Origin of the sequence: Endozoicomonas sp. G2_1, from assembly GCF_017744155.1 — a bacterium.
Classification (GTDB): Bacteria; Pseudomonadota; Gammaproteobacteria; order Enterobacterales; family Alteromonadaceae; genus JAGHQT01.
Genome location: NZ_JAGHQT010000005.1, coordinates 47,618 through 66,222 on the forward strand (window position 1 = coordinate 47,618; position 18,605 = coordinate 66,222).

Annotated in this window: 16 protein-coding genes and 1 riboswitch; of the genes, 6 read left to right on the forward strand and 10 right to left on the reverse strand. The window is 44.3% G+C overall.

Features of this window, described 5'->3' with window-relative positions:
• Nucleotides 1-62 precede the first annotated feature (62 nt).
• The 4 genes from J7384_RS08150 to J7384_RS08165 all read left to right on the forward strand — a co-directional run bounded on the left by J7384_RS08150 (nucleotide 63) and on the right by J7384_RS08165 (nucleotide 6,081).
• Entirely contained in the window at nucleotides 63-311 is a 249-nt protein-coding gene (locus J7384_RS08150) for a DUF4212 domain-containing protein (RefSeq protein WP_209112896.1), read from the forward strand.
• A complete protein-coding gene (locus tag J7384_RS08155) occupies nucleotides 311-2,047 on the forward strand; it encodes a sodium:solute symporter family protein (RefSeq protein WP_209112898.1) in 1,737 nt (578 codons plus the stop codon). The genes J7384_RS08150 and J7384_RS08155 overlap by 1 nt, the downstream gene beginning before the upstream one ends.
• Before the next feature lie 75 nt (nucleotides 2,048-2,122).
• Nucleotides 2,123-2,560: a hypothetical protein gene (locus J7384_RS08160; protein ID WP_209112900.1), complete on the forward strand. Its 438-nt coding sequence runs from the start codon at nucleotides 2,123-2,125 to the stop codon at nucleotides 2,558-2,560.
• A 68-nt stretch (nucleotides 2,561-2,628) separates the two neighbouring features.
• Nucleotides 2,629-6,081 carry a PAS-domain containing protein gene (locus J7384_RS08165; RefSeq protein WP_209112902.1) on the forward strand — a complete coding sequence of 1,151 codons (3,453 nt, stop codon included), beginning with the start codon at nucleotides 2,629-2,631 and terminating at the stop codon, nucleotides 6,079-6,081.
• A 19-nt stretch (nucleotides 6,082-6,100) separates the two neighbouring features.
• Here the strand turns inward: J7384_RS08165 and J7384_RS08170 are convergent, their stop codons facing one another.
• The 3 genes from J7384_RS08170 to J7384_RS08180 all read right to left on the reverse strand — a co-directional run bounded on the left by J7384_RS08170 (nucleotide 6,101) and on the right by J7384_RS08180 (nucleotide 10,804).
• Nucleotides 6,101-6,760: a response regulator transcription factor gene (locus tag J7384_RS08170; protein ID WP_209112904.1), complete on the reverse strand. Its 660-nt coding sequence runs from the start codon at nucleotides 6,758-6,760 to the stop codon at nucleotides 6,101-6,103.
• A gap of 99 nt (nucleotides 6,761-6,859) precedes the next feature.
• A complete protein-coding gene (locus J7384_RS08175; protein WP_209112905.1) occupies nucleotides 6,860-8,719 on the reverse strand; it encodes a hypothetical protein in 1,860 nt (619 codons plus the stop codon).
• A gap of 77 nt (nucleotides 8,720-8,796) precedes the next feature.
• Nucleotides 8,797-8,880, forward strand: a riboswitch (cyclic di-GMP riboswitch).
• A gap of 127 nt (nucleotides 8,881-9,007) precedes the next feature.
• The gene (locus tag J7384_RS08180; protein ID WP_209112907.1) at nucleotides 9,008-10,804 is read right to left on the reverse strand and encodes a DUF885 domain-containing protein; all 1,797 of its coding nucleotides are present in this window, start codon (nucleotides 10,802-10,804) and stop codon (nucleotides 9,008-9,010) included.
• 259 nt (nucleotides 10,805-11,063) lie between these two features.
• Between J7384_RS08180 and J7384_RS19670 the strand changes: the two genes are divergently transcribed.
• On the forward strand, nucleotides 11,064-12,074 hold the full coding sequence (locus J7384_RS19670; RefSeq protein ID WP_209112909.1) for a diguanylate cyclase: 1,011 nt from the start codon (nucleotides 11,064-11,066) through the stop codon (nucleotides 12,072-12,074).
• On the opposite strand, the gene J7384_RS08190 is transcribed toward J7384_RS19670, so the two are convergent.
• The 3 genes from J7384_RS08190 to J7384_RS08200 are packed head-to-tail and all read right to left on the reverse strand — an operon-like array spanning nucleotide 12,058 to nucleotide 14,370.
• The gene (locus J7384_RS08190) at nucleotides 12,058-12,567 is read right to left on the reverse strand and encodes a DUF523 domain-containing protein (RefSeq protein ID WP_209112911.1); all 510 of its coding nucleotides are present in this window, start codon (nucleotides 12,565-12,567) and stop codon (nucleotides 12,058-12,060) included. The genes J7384_RS19670 and J7384_RS08190 overlap by 17 nt on opposite strands.
• A gap of 13 nt (nucleotides 12,568-12,580) precedes the next feature.
• Nucleotides 12,581-12,898, reverse strand: a complete 318-nt coding sequence (locus J7384_RS08195) for a DUF3630 family protein (RefSeq protein WP_209112913.1) — start codon at nucleotides 12,896-12,898, stop codon at nucleotides 12,581-12,583.
• The gene (locus J7384_RS08200) at nucleotides 12,886-14,370 is read right to left on the reverse strand and encodes a protein adenylyltransferase SelO (protein ID WP_209112915.1); all 1,485 of its coding nucleotides are present in this window, start codon (nucleotides 14,368-14,370) and stop codon (nucleotides 12,886-12,888) included. The genes J7384_RS08195 and J7384_RS08200 overlap by 13 nt, the downstream gene beginning before the upstream one ends.
• 238 nt (nucleotides 14,371-14,608) lie before the next feature.
• Here J7384_RS08200 and J7384_RS08205 point away from each other — a divergent pair, with 238 nt between their 5' ends.
• Nucleotides 14,609-14,908 (forward strand): cytochrome c, encoded by a 300-nt coding sequence (locus J7384_RS08205; protein WP_209112917.1) that lies wholly within the window; start codon nucleotides 14,609-14,611, stop codon nucleotides 14,906-14,908.
• An 89-nt stretch (nucleotides 14,909-14,997) separates the two neighbouring features.
• Here J7384_RS08205 and mtnP read toward each other — a convergent pair whose 3' ends face one another.
• From mtnP to J7384_RS08225, 4 genes are read right to left on the reverse strand one after another with little or no spacing between them, the layout of a single operon-like run.
• Nucleotides 14,998-15,858: an S-methyl-5'-thioadenosine phosphorylase gene (mtnP, locus tag J7384_RS08210; protein WP_209112919.1), complete on the reverse strand. Its 861-nt coding sequence runs from the start codon at nucleotides 15,856-15,858 to the stop codon at nucleotides 14,998-15,000.
• Between the two features lie 42 nt (nucleotides 15,859-15,900).
• Entirely contained in the window at nucleotides 15,901-16,818 is a 918-nt protein-coding gene (locus J7384_RS08215) for a radical SAM protein (RefSeq protein ID WP_209112920.1), read from the reverse strand.
• Nucleotides 16,818-17,879: a methyltransferase domain-containing protein gene (locus J7384_RS08220; RefSeq protein WP_209112922.1), complete on the reverse strand. Its 1,062-nt coding sequence runs from the start codon at nucleotides 17,877-17,879 to the stop codon at nucleotides 16,818-16,820. The genes J7384_RS08215 and J7384_RS08220 overlap by 1 nt, the downstream gene beginning before the upstream one ends.
• A complete protein-coding gene (locus tag J7384_RS08225; protein WP_209112924.1) occupies nucleotides 17,864-18,580 on the reverse strand; it encodes a DUF2064 domain-containing protein in 717 nt (238 codons plus the stop codon). Before J7384_RS08225 ends, J7384_RS08220 begins: the two co-directional genes overlap by 16 nt.
• Nucleotides 18,581-18,605 lie beyond the last annotated feature (25 nt).

Sequence of the window (18,605 nt, forward strand, 5' to 3'; positions counted from 1 at the left end):
TGAAGAACACAATAATTACATAATAAACAACGCCTTTATTGAGCGCGTATGAGGAGAGAACGGTGGAAGCTAGATCTTATTGGCAGGAAAACCTGCGATTAATCTTAATCTGCTTAGCGATTTGGTTCGTGGTATCTTTCGGTTTTGGCCTGCTGTTGGTTGAACCGTTAAATGCTATTCGTTTAGGTGGATACAAACTAGGCTTTTGGTTTGCACAGCAAGGTTCAATTTACACCTTTGTTGGTCTGATTTTTTGGTATACAGCACAAATGAATAAGCTGGACAAAAAACACAATGTGGAGGATCAATAATGGATGAATTAAGACTCTACACTTGGATTGCCGTTGGTGGTACCTTCGGCCTTTACTTCTTCCTTGCATGGTGGGCTCGCGCTGGCTCGACAAGTGAATTCTACGCAGCTGGTGGTGGTATTACGCCATTGCAAAACGGTATGGCGATTGGCGCCGACTGGATGAGTGCGGCATCGTTTATTTCGATGGCGGGTCTGATTGCTTTCTTAGGTTACGGTGGTTCGGTTTTCCTTATGGGCTGGACCGGTGGTTATGTATTACTGGCGATGTGCCTAGCTCCTTACATGCGTAAGCACGGCAAATTCACAGTACCTGAGTTTATTGGTGACCGTTTCTATTCTAGAACGGCGCGTATTGTTGCCGTAGTGTGTTTGATCATTGCATCTGTTACATACATCATCGGTCAAATGAAGGGTGTTGGTGTTGCTTTCTCTCGCTTCTTAGAAGTTGAATACGATGTTGGTTTATACATTGGTATGGGTGTGGTGTTCGTTTATGCAACGCTAGGTGGTATGAAAGGTATTACGTACACGCAGATTGCTCAGTACGTTGTACTTATCACGGCTTACACTATTCCTGCTATTTTCATTTCACTACAATTAACCGGTAACCCTATTCCACAATTGGGCTTAGGTTCAACGCTTGCTGATGGCAGCGGTGTCTACCTGTTAGACAAGCTCGACATGGTGGTCACAGACCTAGGTTTTAAAGAATACACCACGTCCAGCTTAGGCTCGGTTGAAATGTTTGCCTACACTATGTCATTGATGATTGGTACAGCAGGTTTACCACACGTTATTATGCGTTTCTTTACGGTACCTTCGGTTAAGGCTGCACGTCAGTCAGCGGGTTACGCATTAGTATTTATTGCCTTGTTATACACAGTAGCTCCGGCTGTTGGTGCTATGGCTCGCTTCAACCTAATCAACACCATTGAACCAGTGGCTGGTCAAAACCTTGAATACGACCAAAGACCACAGTGGTTTAAAGATTGGGAAAGAACGGGTCTATTGCAGTTTGAAGACAAAAATGGCGACGGCAAAATTCAGTACACTTCAAATGCTGAAACCAATGAAATGGTTAAAGTTGACCGCGACATTATGGTACTTGCTAACCCTTCAATAGCTAACTTACCAAACTGGGTAATTGCATTGGTTGCCGCTGGTGGTTTAGCTGCCGCGTTATCAACTGCGGCTGGTTTGTTATTAGCAATATCGTCGGCAGTGTCCCATGACTTGATGAAAGGGGTACTGGTGCCGGATATGAGTGAGAAAAACGAGCTCTTGGCAAGTCGTATTGTTATGACCTTGTCGATACTGTTTGCTGGTTATCTCGGCCTCAATCCTCCTGGATTTGCTGCAGGTACTGTTGCATTGGCATTTGGTTTAGCTGCATCGAGTATCTTCCCTGCACTTATGATGGGTATCTTCTCGAAAAATATGAGCAGTAAAGCGGCAATCGCCGGTATGTGTTCAGGTCTTGGTGTTACTATGTTGTACGTATTCCAGCACAAAGGCATCATGTTTATTCCAGGTACCTCGTTCTTAGGTGGTATGGAGCCAAATTGGTTCTTAGGTATTTCGCCAAATGCCTTTGGTTCAATTGGCGCACTTGTTAACTTTGGTGTTGCCTTCGCAGTGCTAAAAGTAACAGGTCCTGCACCGAAGGAAATTCAAGACTTAGTGGAAAACTTCCGTACACCACACGGTAAGATTGCAGCAGCGCATGATCACTAATACACTGAATTTCTTAACTTAAGAACAAAAGCAAAGGTTGGTTTTACCAGCCTTTGCTGTTTTTTTGAGGTATCCATGAGTCGACATACTAAACTTGCTATTTTTATCGCCCCATTTTTACTGTTATTAGGGTATATCGCATCGGATTACTATCTTGAACAGCAAGCGCAAGAGCTGCGTATTTTTGAGTTAGTGCCACAAGGTGATTGCGATGTCATAAACAAACAGTGCGTGCTTAGCTCAGGTGATTTTAAAGTTAATATTTCCGATCTCAACGGCATGACAGAGGTCAATTCAACATTTCCGCTAGATGACGCAACGCTGTTTTTAGTTGAGGGTGAAAAAGCTACCAGCTATCGCTTAGGAATGTCGGAAAGTCCTTATTACTGGCGCAATAAAACGCCATTGCGAGCAAAACTCGCAGAGCGTGGTTCGTCGCAAAAAATGCGCTTAATTGCTTCAATTAAAGGTGGCAAATACATCAGCGAGTTTTATGCAACAACAACTCACTAATATGCTTAACCTTTGATTTTATGTGGTTAATTGAGTACATTGCAGGGGAGGGATAATTTGGAGTGGCTATGTTTGCCAATTGGCAATTAATACTCGTTAGCTTAGGCTACATCGGTTTGCTTTTTGTGATTGCGTACTTGGGCGATAAGTACCGTCGTCACATTGGTCAAAAGTATCAGCCGTTAATTTATGCGTTAACCCTCGGAGTTTATTGCACCTCTTGGAGTTTTTTGGGCACCACCAGCCAAGCCTCTGAAAACTTCATTGCTCATTTGCCGATCTATATTGCGCCGATTTTATTGTTTGTATTTGCGTGGCCGTTTATTCAGCGGATTATTCGCATCAGTTTAAAGCTCAATTTAACTTCGATTGCCGACTTACTCGCGGCTCGATTTGGCAAGTCTAATAAACTGGCCGTGTTAGTGACTATCGTTGCTTTGATTGGCGTCATGCCATATATCGCCCTTCAGTTAAAAGCGATTGTTTATTCATTTCAACAATTACAAACCGATCACCAAGTCGTGAGTTGGCGTTTTGGCCTAATTGTCAGTTTGTTTCTAGCGGGCTTTACCATTATTTTTGGTGTTCGCAATATCGGTGTTACCGAGCGACATCCCGGCGTTATGCTGGCGATTGCCTTTGAGTCACTCGTCAAAGTCGTCGCGTTGCTGGCGGTCGGTATTTTTGTCTGCTTTTTCTTGTTTGACTCACCTATGGTGATTTGGCAGCAATCTCGCGCCAATATTTCGTTGTCGGAACAGCTCAATTTTTCGAGTATTTCCTCGGTTGCTGCCATGACTGTGATTGCGATGGCAGGCTTTTTATCGCTGCCACGTCAGTTTCAAGTGATGGTTGTTGAGCTCAAAGACAGCCAAGATACTTGGCTGAGTCGACGGGTATTTCCGCTTTATATTTTAGTTTTTGCCGTTTTTGCCGTACCGCTTGGGCTGGCGGGAAAACTGCTGCTAGAAGGGCAAGTACCTGCTGATACCTATGTTCTGTTTTTACCTAGTGTTGCAGGCCAAAGTTGGTTGACATTATTGGCGTTCTTAGGCGCGATATCAGCGGCCAGCTCTATGGTGATTATTTCATCTATTGCCCTTAGCACTATGCTCAGCAACGAGATTATTTTTCCATTGTTGTTTAAGCGCCAACGCAGCCAACAGCACGAATACGACAGCTTTCGAGTACGCTTGCTAAATATCCGCAAAGCATTGGTGTTATTCGTGATTATGCTGGGTTACGGCGTTTTTCTCTTTATTTCGCAAGATACACTGGCATCAATCGGCGAAGTTGCTTTTGGCGCTATTGCCCAGTTAACACCCGCGTTAATCGCCGCTTTTTACTGGCGAAGAGCCAGTTTAACTGGTGTTTACGGTGGTATTTTTATTGGTTTTAGCTTGTGGCTGGCGACCAATTTTCTACCTCAATTTGGCTTGTATCAGCATCCGTTTACCAGCGGGATTTTACCGGCAAATACCATGGCGACGCTAGTCAGTTTAGGGGCCAATATTTTGGTCATGTGGATGCTATCGCAAGTGAGCCGACAAAGTGTTCAAGAGCGAGTTCAAGCGTCGATTTTCCTTGAATGGCAACAGCCTGATTTACAAGCTGGCCAGCACAAACGCTCAATAAATCCTCAAGAGCTTGAGTTATTGGTTTCGCGTTTTGTTGGTGACAAAAAAGCACAAAAGAGTTTTGCTGAATTCCAACAGCAGCATGCGGGGCAGAACACATCAACTGGTGGATACAACCAAGCACTTATTCAACACACCGAGCAAGTACTCGCTGGTGTTATGGGAGTATCATCAGCCCGCTTGGTGCTGTCTTCTGCGATTCAGGGCCGTGATATGGCACTCGATGAACTTGCAGTATTGGTTGAAGAAGCGTCAACTCAAAAGCAAGCGTTTAGTCAGTCGCTACTGCAAAGTGCGATTGAGAATGCTAGTGAAGGTATTTCAATTATTGACGGCGAACTCAATTTAGTCGCTTGGAACGGTAAATATCTCGACTTGTTTGATTACCCCGAAGAGTTGGTTTATCTGGGAGCGCCAGTCGAAGATTTGATTCGTTTTAACGTTAATCGAGGTTTATGTGGTGTTGGCGACATTGAACAGCAGGTCAGTAAGCGCTTAAATTATTTGCGACAGGGCAGCGCGCACAGTTCTGAGCGGCAACACGCTAATGGTCAAGTTATTCGCATTCAAGGCAATCCTTTACCCGACGGCGGCTTTGTTATGCTGTTTTCGGATATTACCGCTTATCGTCAAGCCGAGCAGGTATTGAAAGCAGAAAACATAGATTTAGAAGCATTGGTGACAGAACGCACCGAAAAACTCGCACAAACTAACCGTGAGCTGGAATTGGCGCGTGAGCGCGCGGAGCAAGCTCATGTCAACAAAAGCCAATACTTAAAAGCGTGCAGCCACGACTTAATGCAGCCGTTAGAGGCAGCTCGGTTGTTTGCTAGTGCTTTGAGTGAGCAAAATCAGCTGAATGCGACTCAACAGAGGCAAGTTGCCAACATCAATCATTCATTGAAGTTGGCGAGTGATTTGTTGGGTGACTTGTCGGAAATTGCGCGCATTGAAAGCGGCAATATAAAACCTCAACACCAGGCGGTTAGATTGGCGGATGTTTTTGCTAGTTTGGCGCAAGAGTTTTCAGCCTCAGCAGATGATCTTGATGTTGATTTTCGCACAGTAGCGACTGATACCTGGGTACATACAGATCAGCATCTATTACATCGGATATTACAGAACTTACTTGGCAATGCGTTTCGCTATGCCAGTCCGGGGCGGGTTGTACTCGGTGTTAGGCGAGCTGGTAATGAGTTAATCATTCAGGTTATAGACAACGGCCCCGGTATTCCAAAAGACAAGCAGAGCTTGGTTTTTGAGCAATTTACTCAATTGCCATCGAACGTCAATCAACAAGGTGCGACGCAACAGGCAAAAGGGCTTGGTTTGGGGCTCAATATCACTCGGAGTTTGAGCCAATTACTAGGTCACCAATTGTCCTTGAGTTCAGAGCAGGGCAAAGGTTGTAACTTTAGCGTTCGACTTGAGCGCATCGCACCAGTTGTCCAAGCGCCTGTGCGAGCTGTGCCAAGCCAAACCGCATTTGCTGGCGTTACTGTTCTTTGTATCGATAATGATGCCGATGTTCTCAATGGCATGGTCGAGTTACTGGTCACTTGGCAATGTAATGTCTTGGCTGCAAGTTCAATAGCAGCTGCACAAAGCTACTACGACAGCCACAGTGATAGTATCGACTTGATCATTGCTGACTATCAATTGGACGAACCTGAAACCGGTTTAGATTTGATTGCTAGTTTGCGCGAGCAATCGAGTTATTATCTGCCGGCCATTTTAGTGACTGCAACCACTGAACACGATATTGAACAAAAGGCACAGCAGGCAGATGTTGGCTTTATGCGCAAGTTGGTGAAACCGGCTGGATTAAGAGCGCTAATTAGCGCGATGTTAACGAAAAAGTTGCAAGCCAATTATTCTGGCTAACTGCGAGCGATTGGCCTGACTATTCTTGGTGAAAGCCGGACTCAGGCACGTCGAGTTGGCTAATCGCGATCACGGCTTGAGTGCGATTGCGTACGTTTAATTTGCGAAAAATAGCCGTTGCGTGTGCTTTTATCGTCGCTTCTGAAACATTTAAGTCATAGGCGATTTGTTTGTTGAGTAAGCCTTCGGCAAACATCATCAATATTCTGTGTTGCTGCTGGGTTAAGCTGGCAACACGTTCAATAATGTCACCTTGTTGTTCTTCACTGGCAATAGGCGTGAAGCCTGATGGTAACCATACCTGCCCAGCTAAAACATCAACAATTGCTTGAAAGATAGTATCAACAGGTGTCGATTTTGGAATAAAGCCGGCTGCGCCTAAATCAATCGCTTTAGAAATCGTTTCGCTGTCTTCGTAGCCAGATACAATAACTACAGGAAGTTGTGGGTAGTGGGTGCGAATATAAATGAGCGCATTAAAGCCATGGGCACCTGGAATATTGAGGTCGAGTAGCAGTAAATCTGCGTCTTTGTGCTCAGTTAGTGTTTGCTCTAAATCAGCAATAGTTTCAGCTTGTTGCCAGTCGGTGCTAGCAAATTTGGCTTGTAAGGTTGATAGCAGCGCTTGTCTAAATAGTGGGTGATCGTCAGCTATTATTATTTTTTCTGGCTGAAGCATGGTTATCCTGTTGTAATTATTAGATTATTTCAAAGCCATAAAATGTTCGAAACATCTTTTTTGTTTAGATTCTATGCAAACTAGGGGCGCTGAGCAAGGTTAATTTTTAGGTCTTGCAGTTGCTTCGGCTAATTTAGATAAGAATAAGAATGGATCGATATCCTGAACAATTGGCGATTCCAATGCATAGTGAATATCTAATGTGAAATCGCCGAGGTTAGCGAAAAAGTTCGCTTGTAATGCTTTGCTGAGATCTTGCACTTTGGCGTAGGCATCTTGTTCGGTTTGGTGGGGGAATACCACTATGTATTCGCCGTCATTGAGCAGTGCTGCTTGGTCGAATTCGCCAATGTGGCTGTCGATGATGCTGGCGACTGTCTTTCGTACTTCTTGGCATGTTCGCTTTGAGCAGCGATATTCCAACTCACTCCAATTGTCTACTTTTAGGTATACCAAGGCCAAGTCGTACTGAAAATAGCGCGCTTGTTTATAGGCTTGCTGGTACATCTTTTTACTGTAAAAAGGTGAAGTTAAGTGTTTGAGTTCTGGGGTATGGTATTGGATTGTGCGTTTGTTACTTTTGAGGATTGCGACAATCAATACTGTTGTCAGCGCCAGTACTAGGGCGACCAAAATAGTGATTAGCTGTTGTTGTTCATCAAATTTTTTGGTGTATTGCAGTTTTAATTCACTGTCGTAGGCCAATGCTAGCGAAAGGTTGGCATTTTCGTCTTGTGCGGCCGTTTGTTCTGGCTTTGTCGTGACGCTTGTTAGCGGTTGGAACTTTTCGACTAATTGTTGAAATTTCTGTAAGTAGGCGAGCGCTCGTTCGAACTGACCATCTTGTTCGTTAAATTCACTGGCGATGCGGTAAAGTTTGGCCTGTTCGACCGTGAGTTCAATACTACTGGCGAGCTTTAAGGCTTGATTGATCAACTGTTTGGCGCGTTCTTGTTCTCCAATATTGATCGCGGCATCGGCTAACGCGATAAGAGTACTTAAATAAGGTTTAGGTAAATTTTTGCCATTGAACAATTGTTCGGCATCGGTCAAATAAACATAGGCCTGGCCGAAGTTTTGCTGGGTAATTAAAACCTCACCTAAGCCGAGCAATGCATATGCTAAATTGATACTGGCGTTTTGTTGTTCGGCGTATTTCTTTGCTTCCCAGTAGGCGTTGTAGGCGTCATCGTATTGTCCCAAACGTCGATAGGCCGAGGCTAAATTTGCGTAAGTTTGACTAATTTTCGTAAAGCGTTTGAGTTGAAATCGCAATTTTAAAATATGTAGATCGAGATCGATGGCGGTTTGGTAATTGCCCAAGTAAATGTTGGCGACTGCAATGATTTCAAGCAAATGGATGTGCTCGGAAAACTCTTGGTTATCACCCATCAATTGTTGCAGCTGTTTTAGATCCGCTTGTGCGAGCTTAGGTTCAGCCATTAATGCGTAAGTCATCGAACGGTAGGCAAGAGCAATGAGTCGGTGGTGTAACCACAAGTCATTGTTGCTAACGGAGAGCACTTGTTCTGCGTGTTGTTGAGCGAGCTGAAACTTGCCTCTAGTATAGTTGGCGGCAGCAAGTTTTAAATGTAAACGCATCCGAATATCAGGTTCGGTTGTATTGATTTGCAGACCGTCTTGAGCGAATTGAAACGCCGTTGCCATATCGCCATTGTTGCTGGCGGTTTCTGCCAGTAGTACAAAGGTTTTGGCTAGGATATCACTGTTGTACAAACCTCGTTGGCTAACCACCTGATTGGCAAGCTGGACAACGGTCTGATGAGGCAAGGACTCGCCACTTTTGTGGTAATAGTGCTCGATAAGTTCAATATTTTTATCAATGGTGAGGGCGTTGTCTTCAGTTTGTGCAGACAGTTGAAAATTCAGTAGGGCAATTAGCCAAAACAAGTGATAAATGATGTTTTTTCGTCCAAGGGGTAACGTCGAGTTGTCCATAAGTTTTATGTTACTTTTTATCATTTCTCAGTTTACAAGCGATATTCTTTGACTATAATAGCCATCGAGCTACTAAAGCTCGTTAAGGGCAAATCTAGCGAAAGCTAGAGACGCAAAGTTACCGGTCTAAGGGATCATCCTACGACAGCGGAACTGCCAAATTTAGATATAGTGGGGGCTTATCTTTGTTTACAGCTTCTTGCTTGTTGTCGGTACTTTGCGTGCTCCCCTCTTTTTACTTTTCTTTGCCTTCCTTGGCAACACTTTTCTCAACAAGATAAATTATTGCTACTTTTGCTGATTAGCTAATGCGTATTGCTGTTCAATATATTGATTGATCAACTTTTCAAGCATTGATAGTGGCATCGAACCGTTTTTCAATATTTGGTCGTGAAAATCGCGTAAATCAAAGTGCTCACCGAGTTTTTGTTCAGCTTGTGCTCTCAAGCGCTTAATTGTTAGCTCACCAATTTTGTACGACAAGGCTTGACCTGGCCACGAGATGTAGCGATCAATTTCGGTTTGCACGTTGTGTAGTGATAGTGCTGTATTGCTGGCTAAATAATCCATCGCACGCTGACGGCTCCAACCTTTTACGTGCATTCCGGTATCGACAACCAAGCGGCAGGCGCGCCACATTTCATAGGTTAATCGACCAAACTCACTGTAAGCATCTTGGTAAAAGCCCGCTTCTTTACCTAAGTATTCGGCATACAAGCCCCAGCCTTCGCCAAATGCTGAAATGTAAGTGTGATTGCGAAATTCAGATACGTTTTCAAGTTCGCGTGTTAACGCTCCTTGCAGATGATGTCCGGGGACCGCTTCGTGAAGTGTCAAAGCTTCTAGCACGTATAGTGGTCTGCGGTCTAAGCGATAAGTGTTGACCCAGTAGCTACCTGCTTGATCATCTCTTGATGGCGACGAGTAACGGCCAGTCGTGTATTTTGGTGCGATATTGGCTGGTACTGGCTCAATACCATAAGGATTGCGTGGCAGTGTTTTGAATAGGCTGGGCAGTTTGGCATCCATTTTCTTTGCAATGAACGATGCTTCTTTTAATAACTGTTCTGGCGTTGTTGCATAAAACTGTGGGTCTGTACGCAAAAAGTGCACAAATTCTGCGAAACTGCCGGTGAAGCCGGTCTGCTTGATGATTGCGTCCATTTCGGCTCGAATTCGCTTTACTTCCTCAAGACCGATTGCGTGCACTTGCTCGGCCGCCATATCTAGGGTGGTAAAATGCTTGACCCGATTATCGTAAAACGCCTGACCATCTGGAAGTGTACTAGCTGCAATATCATTGCGAGCTTGAGGAAGGTACTGCTCAACCATAAAATCGTAGTAGCCTTGATAACTTGGAAATACGTTTTTTTCGATACTAGCTTTTGCCAATTCGATTAAGCGTTGCTTTTGTTGGTCATTAAAATGTTTAGGTAAGCGTTTTAACGGCTGAAAATAAACACTGTCTTCGGGCTTGTCTTTGATATAAGCGCTGATCGATTGCTCGTAACCCTTGAGCACTGCTTTGGGCTGTGTCGCACCAACAGCTAAACCTTGCTTCATCCAATACATTTGTTGGTCAAAATACTTCGGCAATGCCGCTAAACGCTTAAAGTAATTTAAGTAGTCTTGCTCAGTGTTAAAGGCGCTTTGGTTGGGTAAAAAGCTAATCCCTGTGTGAAAGCCAGACTCTGCTGTGAATGGCATGTAATGGCTGTTAAAACGATATTGATCGAGCTCGTTTTTAATGCGGTAACTGAGTACAGATAGATCAATTTGCTGTTGTTCACCGAGCTCTGAGGCCGAAATTTTCATTAGCTTGTTGTAAATTGCGGTTAGTGCTTGATGATGTTGTTCAAGTGTTGCCGGCGATAAATCGGGTAGCTTGGTGTTATTGTCTTGGTAATCGCTGTGCCACAATGGTTGGTAGTGTTGATTGATACTTTTGTATTCAGCGATTATTGCTGTTAATGCCTGTTGACTGGCGTTGAGTTCAATGGTGTTTGATGACTGGGCAATATTAGAAGTTGAAGTGCAAGCTGACAGTGTTAACAAGCTAACAGCCAAAAGAGCAAAAGTTTTCATAAGCAACAACTTATTAAAGTGATTTTTGCTACTGTAACAAATTATTTATTTGTTGCTCTAGTGCATTTATCGCATGAGATTATTTGTTCGACGTGCGAGCATCGTCTACTTTTTGCTGGTTTTATAGTCAAACAAGCGAAATAGTTGACTAAAATAACTAAATTGGTCGCTATTTCTAACAAAAGTACTGGAACTTTTACTGACTTTACTAGAGAATAAAATTACCACATGTTGTCGTTGTTAGGTACAAAACCAGACTGTGAAATATCACGATACCGTCACTCAAGCTCAACAAAAAATGACGTTGGCAGTGGCGAAATTAACAGAATGGAAGCTAGCAACATCGCCGATTAATTACGCTGTCAGTTATGAATATATTGACGGCAGAAATTCTGCTCTCGTAAAAGCTATTGAACAAGAACTGAGTATCAAGAAGACGCTTGATGGTTTTTTTGTTGAACAAGCTTACCAACAGTACATTTTGGGGCAAAGCGCCTTTCGCGACGAAATTATTGGCGATATGGACGATGTGCTTGCCAATATGGAAAAGGGCTGTCAGTATTCTTCAAATAGCGTTAATCAGTTTATTCGCAAATTAGACAACAATTTTGTCAACCTCAAATCAGCCGACAAGCCAACGGTTGAGCTTGCGGTAAACAATATAAAACACGCGTCTACCGAATTAAAAACACAACAACAAGCCTTATTGAAACAATTGGCGATGTCGCAACAGCAAGCCAACAGTCTGCGCAATGAGCTTGAAGAAGTCCGCAAAGAGATATTCTTAGATCCACTAACCGGTTTATACAATCGCAAGGCAATGGCTAAACACTTAGATGCTTGGTTGACAGAAGATCCCAATAAAGAAATTGCCGCTATTGTTATCAACGTCGACCAATTCAGTCAGTTTAGTCAAAAGTTTGGCCCGCTACTGGGTAACGTCTTACTCAGCAAAATAGCTCAAAAAGTCTCTAGTTATGTCGATGACTCCGGTTTGCCAGTGCGCACAGGCGGCGAAGAGTTTTTAATTTTGTTGCCTGAAGTTGAAACCTCTGTCGCCAGTGAAATCGCTGAAAAAATACGCCAAGGTGTTGAAAAGCTCAGATTCGTTAGTAGTAAGTCGGGCATGCGCTTGCCTAAAATGACTGTGTCATTGGCAGTGAATCGCTTCAATGCTCAACAGGGTATCAATCACCTCATTACTAAGGCTCGACGTCTATTGAACCAGCCGGATGACCAAGGTAATAATCAGGTTATCTCTGCTCGTTAACTTTGGGCTGTGTTAGTTTGCTGATCAGCTCTGTTAAATTAAACTCTGAATAAACTTCAATACCATGCTTTCGTAGCTGTTCACAGGTAATGCCTTCGCCAGATGTTTTGGTACCGTTAAAATCTCCATTGTAGATATTGTTACTGCCACAAGAAGGGCTTGATTCTTTGAGTAAGGCATAACGAATATTATGACGCTGGCACAGGTAAAGCGCGTGATGAGCACCGCGATAAAATTCTTCTGAAACGTCATTACCTAGAGCTGTAGTGACAATGCGCTTATCTTTGTCGATGGTTTTGTTGGTACCGCTTAGTGGCTGAATCTCAGCGGCTGCTCTTGGAATACTGAGACCACCGGCCACTTCTGGACAAACACTAATGATTCGACCTTGCTGTTGCCAGCGGCGCAGGGTTTGATCAATTAATCTTTTACTGGCGCCGTCATAACGCACTGCTAAGCCAAGTAAGCAGGCACTCACTAAGACTTTTTCCATCGTCGTTACTCGATTATTGACCGCTAACGGATTGAAGCTGAGCTTGCAAATAGGGCAGGTAGACAAGATCTTGTTGGCTTGCCCCTTCAAACCAGCAAGATTGACTGTAGTAGTCAAAATTCAGTACCAGTTCCGCTTTTTGCCAATAGAAACGAATACTCTCGCGGTCGGCACCGCTGTTGTGTTCGAGTGTTCGCTTAACCGAGAGTTGGGCAAATAATTGTTGGCTCAATGCTTCAATGTCTTCTTGATACCATGGTGATGACCAAAGTACTTGCAAGGTTTGCTGTTCGATTAATTCTAGTTGATAGCCGTGCGTTAACTGCTGCATGATATTTCCAAATGTTTGCCCCAGTCAGGTGCCGGCTGTCCATAACGCTGATAATTGTCATCTGCGTTAAATGGCTTGGCTAGCACTTGATGTAATTCATTCAATGGCTGATAGTCGCCCTGCTGTGCCGCTTCGATTGCGTTTTGCGCCAAATAGTTGCGCAAGATATAAATCGGATTGCTGGCATTTTGTTGAGTGAGGCGCTCTTGCGCACTAAGTGCTTGATTATTTAATCGCTTGCGATAAGTTTTTAACCATTGGCTCAGCTGATCTTGCACGTCAACGCCTGCCGATTGATTAAAGACATTGTGCAGTGGTTCTGGTATATCGCTGTCGGTAGTTAGCACCTGATTTAAGTGCCTAAAGCTCAAGGTGTAATCAGCTTGGGTTTGAGTCATTAAGCCTAAATAGCGACTCAGCAGTTCAGTATCTTCTTGTTGCCAGCTTGTTAAGCCGAGTTTAGCTGTCATCAGCTGGTTATAATGTTCTACTAATACTGGCTCGTAGCAGGCTAATGCTTGCCTAATTTGTTCTGGGCTTAACCACGTTGAAAAGGTGTAGGCGAGGGCGTTGAGGTTCCACAAGCCAATTGATGGCTGTTGGTTAAAGGCGTAACGACCGTGATGGTCGGAATGGTTGCAGATAAAGCCCGGTTGATAATCATCTAGAAAGCCGTATGGCCCGTAGTCTAATGTTAAGCCGAGTACTGACATGTTGTCGGTATTCATCACGCCGTGAGCAAAGCCGACTGCTTGCCATTTGGCAATGAGTTTCGCGGTATTAACTGTAATTTCAGTAAGCATGGCCAAGTGTGGCGTTTTAGCCTGCAAGCATTCAGGGAAATAACACGCCAGTGCAAAATCAGCTAACTGATTGAGCTCGTCTTTTTTGCCGTGATGAAAAAAGTACTCAAAATGACCAAAGCGCAAATGGCTCTCTGCCATGCGTGTCATTACAGCACCCGTTTCGCGGGTTTCTCGGTAAACGGCCTGATCACTGTCGACAATCGCTAAAGCTCTGGTAGTTGGAATATCTAATGCCGCCATCGCCTCACTGGCGAGAAATTCACGAATACACGAGCGCAAAACTGCTCGGCCATCACCCATTCGAGAATATGGGGTTGGACCCGCCCCTTTGAGCTGCAATTCAATGTGCTGACCGGCGCTATTTTTAACTTCACCAATACCAATACTGCGGCCATCGCCAAGTTGCGGAACAAACTGGCCAAATTGATGACCCGCGTACACTTGAGCAATGTGGTGCCCTTGTTTTGGGGTAAGCTGGCCACTGAGCCAGCCGAAAAATTCGTCAGCTTGAATGTCGTCGGTGGTCATATCGAGCAAGGCTGCGGCTTCTTTGCTGACGGCAACAAGTCTGCTGTTAATCAATGGACTAGCAACGACCTTTTGATATGAAAAGCCGAGCTGTTGATACCAGCGATTGGTAAACTGTAAATTCTCTGGTTTATTCACATAAAACCCGATCGAAATCAAATAATTACTGGGATAATACTAAAAAAATCTAGGACAGCGTTACGCTTTTTACATATACTCATTTGACCTCAAAGTGCCTTATATATGCACTTTAGAAAAAAATGAGGTTATAATCGAAATAGGCTCGATCATCATCCATATGCATCTCAATTACGTATTAGTAGTCATTATGGATTGAACAAAATAAATTCTAATCACCAAAAGAGAGATAATAGCTATGAAAAAACTTATGTTAGCTGTTGCCGCAAGTGTTGTTATGGCTGGTCCTGCGATGGCAGGCGATGCTGCTGCTGGTAAAGCAAGAGCAGCTATGTGTGCAGCGTGTCACGGCGCCGAAGGTATTTCTGCCGTTCCTATGTATCCTAACCTTGCTGGTCAAAAAGAAGCTTACATTGTGAAGCAACTTAAAGACTTCAAATCAGGCGCTCGTAAAGATCCTGTAATGGCACCAATGGCAATGGGCCTATCAGATGCTGATATGGAAAACCTTGCTGCATACTTTGCTAGCTTAAAATAATCTTAGCTATTATTTGAGAATTGCATTAAAAGCCAATGACATTGTCATTGGCTTTGTTGTTTTTAAAAGGGCGCCAATTAAAAATTACGCTATTTCGTTAACACTTCTAATAACGCTTTAGCATCTTCTGACAACGCTGATTCTGGCGTTAATATCGCGCTGGCCAAGGCTTTTCTACAACTGCAGTTTTCGTTGGCTTGGTGCTGCTGAATAAATGCTTTTAGTACGGATTTCGCCTTCTCTAAGCTGGCTCCATAGCGACTAATTACCTGATCAACGCTAACGTGTTGGCTTGGGTCATCTTGCCAACAGTCGTAGTCAGTAGAAATACCGATAGTGCAATAACAAATTTGCGCTTCTCGCGCCAAAAACGCTTCGGGTACGTTAGTCATACCGACTAAATCACAACCAGCGGCATGCTTTAAAAATAAACTTTCTGCTTTAGTGCCTAGACGAGGACCGTCGACACAGGCATAAGTTTTGTTGGGGTGTATTGTTACTTCTAAGCTAGCGTCTAGGCTATTGGCGGCGCTGACGATGCCATCCGCCAAGTGCTGGCAACTCGGCTCTGCAGTCGAAACATGGGCGGCGATACCATTGCCAAAAAACGTTTTTTCGCGATTGCCTTTGATAAAGTCAAAGTACTGACTGGCAATAGCCAAGTGGCCAGGCTCAATTTCTTGTTGCAAGCTACCGACTGCGGAAAGGCCGACGATTTGGGTAACCCCTAAAGATTTGAGCGCCCAAATATTAGCGCGATAATTAACTTCGTGGGGCAGTAGTTGATGACCACTACCGTGACGCGGTAAAAACAAAATGGTTTGTCCTGAGTAATTGCCTTGGACAATGGCGGCAGACGGTTTGCCAAAAGGAGTATCGACATCGTGTTCTTGCTCAACGTCTAAACCGTCTATTTGGTAAATACCAGTGCCCCCGATAATTGCTAACATATTAATGCTCCGTAAATTTTTATCTTTTACTACTGCAACGAATTATTCGCTACAACTAGCGCCGTGAGCAAAACAGCTATAGCACCTGTGATGCTTCATACTAATGCGCTCTTGCATGCTCTCGGCCAATGAATTTGCTAAGTGATAATCTGGATCGTCGTCAACCAAAGTGCAGGCATAAACCTGCATTTGGTCATCTTTTTTAATGATCATTTTGGAGTTACTACACATGTAGCTTTGGCGTTGCTGCTCAGTTTGATAAGTCACCATACAGTGAGTGCTAATGTGCGGTACGTCGGCAATGCTGCCGGGGGGTAAAAAATCAGGAAAAGCGACGATATTGAGATCTTCCGGCAAGCCATTAAGGACAAATAAGTCGCGATACTGCTTAGTGACTTGTTCGCTGTTTTCATCAGCAGCCATGTGTCTTGCTACAGAAACCTTAAAGCCAGCTTGATGTAGCTTTTTCAAACCGGCGACAGCGAGGGCAAAATTGCCTTGGCCACGGCCGGCATCGTGACTTTTGCTATCCGCTGAGTCTAAGCTAATGCGCAGCGATATTGTGTGTTTGCTGTCACTGCTATCGGCTAGGGCTTTTAACGCGTCAAAGCGCTTAATCAAGGGCGCTGTGCCATTGGTTAACACCATGCAGGGACGAAATTGGCTGGCGTACGCCAAAATATCAATAATGTCTTTTAGTAAAAATGGCTCGCCACCAGTAAATGAAAACTGCTTAACACCTAATTCTAATGCTTGGTCAATATGCGGTTTTACTTCCTCGAATTTAGGCCCTTGTAAGCGCTTGCTATCTGGGCTTGAACCTTCGAAGCAAAAACCGCATTCGAGATTACAGCGCGTACCGGTATGAAACCAAAGCTCGTCTAATGCATGGGGAATAATATAGCCCCGGCTTTCGCCATCGGGGGTTTTATACCAGTCGTCGCTGTGTTGATTGGGCATTAGCAACAACCTGAACTTTTTATTGCCGGCGCTTTGTTTTGAGTCGATTTAGCTTGGTTTGCGCCGCAGCTGTTTGACGGAGTAAACGCGCCTAAATGGCGGTCGAAATTACCGCTAAATTCAAAGTGCTCTTTAAAGCGGCTGCTTTGCAGTATACGCCAAGTATTACCGCTAACATCAGTCGCTTGGTTGGCGGCGAAATAGTTGTTTTGGTCAAGCTCAAAACCCGCTGAATGACTGCTAATTGTGCCGAGATAAGTGACTGTTTGTCCGTAGTTTTCTTGATTGGCTTCAAGTTCAGGTGCTTTAAATAAGCGATAAGTATTGGAGTGGAAAGCAATACCTTGAACGCGTTCAATAATGTCGGGGTTGTCGATGGTAATTTCGCGGCTTTCTACTAAACGCGGGTCAGCAAAACCAACTTTTTTCGCCAGTTCAATGAAATCACTTTGGTATAAAGCGCCGCTTAAACACTCGCCGTATAGTACCGAATCGTTTTTCAACTCAGCTGGGATTCGACGGTCGGCGTAAACATCAGCAAAGTACATCTCACCGCCATTTTTCAGCAGTTGAAACGCTTGCTTGAGCACAGCTTCTTTGTCTGGCGACAGGTTAATCACGCAATTAGAGACAATCACATCGATGCTGTTATCGGCAAGGCCAAGCTGGTCGAGCTGTTCAATATAGCCCATTTTAAATTCGGTATTGGCATGGGCGTAGCCAAATTTTTCTCTGTGGTAGTCGAGGTGTTGCTTGGCAACTTCAAGTTGCGCTTCGGTCATATCAACGCCGGTGACAAAGCCGCTTTCGCCAACCATTTGTGCCAAGGCGTAGCAATCTCGACCTGCGCCACAACCCAAATCTAAAATATGACAACCGTTTAGGCTTTCAGGCGTGACTAAGCCACAGCCGTAATACTTGGCTAGCACTTCATCGTGAATATTGCCAAGAATGGTTTTGAGTTCTGCGGATAAATTGCTGTCAGTACAGCAGGCATTGGTTTGCAAATCTTCACTGCTTTGAAGTGTTTCGCCGTAATACTGTTTTACTGCGTCGTGCATGAATTACTCTCTTGTCGCGTTAATAAGTTTTCGATGTATTGCAATAGTGCTTGTCGGGCTGGTCTTAAGTCACCTTTTAAGTCTTGATACAAGGTGATTAAGTCAGCTTTTTCGTCAATGTCATAGCCTGGCGTGTGATAGCCGACCGATAAGCCCCAACTGTGACAACAGGCAGCTAGAGATGCGCCTAAATAAGGTGAGCTCCACGGCAAATCGGTGAGTTTTGGCCAAGGTTTGCTGTTTGACATAATCACTACGCCGCCGTCTGCTGCCATGTTTAGAACGATGTCGTGTTGTTTCAACATGTCGGCTAAGCCAATGTAGTGGGCTTGTCTGAGCATGGGAGCGTCAGTACCGATAAATACGGTACTTTGATGGCCTTGTTGGCACTTATTTTGGCGTCGAATACTTTGGTCGATGTGATTAAGTCTTTCACCTAAATTCCCTCTGCCTTGAAAGATGACGCTTGCCTTGTTACCCCCTGCATTACTAACATCACTGCTGAGTTTTTTATCAACAAGCGTTTGGGCCCAAGCAACATCCTCTTGATGAGCAACCGCTAAAACCACTTGACCTGTCCAAGCTTGCGCATCTTCAATAGCGCAATCGAGCAGCAGTTTAGCAATTTCATAGGCAGCATCGGCTCCTAGGGTTTGCGCCAAACGCTGTTTGCCTTGATGCAGCTTGGGTCTTTTGCTCATTAGTACTAAACATGGCTGAGAAGTT

Excerpts from the sequence above, each read along its gene's own strand:
- J7384_RS08155 (WP_209112898.1), top strand. The coding sequence starts at position 311 with ATGGATGAATTAAGACTCTACACTTGGATTGCCGTTGGTGGTACCTTC.
- J7384_RS08160 (WP_209112900.1), top strand. The coding sequence starts at position 2,123 with ATGAGTCGACATACTAAACTTGCTATTTTTATCGCCCCATTTTTACTG.
- J7384_RS08165 (WP_209112902.1), top strand. The coding sequence starts at position 2,629 with ATGTTTGCCAATTGGCAATTAATACTCGTTAGCTTAGGCTACATCGGT.
- J7384_RS08170 (WP_209112904.1), bottom strand. The coding sequence starts at position 6,760 with ATGCTTCAGCCAGAAAAAATAATAATAGCTGACGATCACCCACTATTT.
- J7384_RS08175 (WP_209112905.1), bottom strand. The coding sequence starts at position 8,719 with ATGGACAACTCGACGTTACCCCTTGGACGAAAAAACATCATTTATCAC.
- J7384_RS08180 (WP_209112907.1), bottom strand. The coding sequence starts at position 10,804 with ATGAAAACTTTTGCTCTTTTGGCTGTTAGCTTGTTAACACTGTCAGCT.
- J7384_RS08190 (WP_209112911.1), bottom strand. The coding sequence starts at position 12,567 with ATGGAAAAAGTCTTAGTGAGTGCCTGCTTACTTGGCTTAGCAGTGCGT.
- J7384_RS08195 (WP_209112913.1), bottom strand. The coding sequence starts at position 12,898 with ATGCAGCAGTTAACGCACGGCTATCAACTAGAATTAATCGAACAGCAA.
- J7384_RS08205 (WP_209112917.1), top strand. The coding sequence starts at position 14,609 with ATGAAAAAACTTATGTTAGCTGTTGCCGCAAGTGTTGTTATGGCTGGT.
- mtnP (WP_209112919.1), bottom strand. The coding sequence starts at position 15,858 with ATGTTAGCAATTATCGGGGGCACTGGTATTTACCAAATAGACGGTTTA.
- J7384_RS08215 (WP_209112920.1), bottom strand. The coding sequence starts at position 16,818 with ATGCCCAATCAACACAGCGACGACTGGTATAAAACCCCCGATGGCGAA.
- J7384_RS08220 (WP_209112922.1), bottom strand. The coding sequence starts at position 17,879 with ATGCACGACGCAGTAAAACAGTATTACGGCGAAACACTTCAAAGCAGT.
- J7384_RS08225 (WP_209112924.1), bottom strand. The coding sequence starts at position 18,580 with ATGAGCAAAAGACCCAAGCTGCATCAAGGCAAACAGCGTTTGGCGCAA.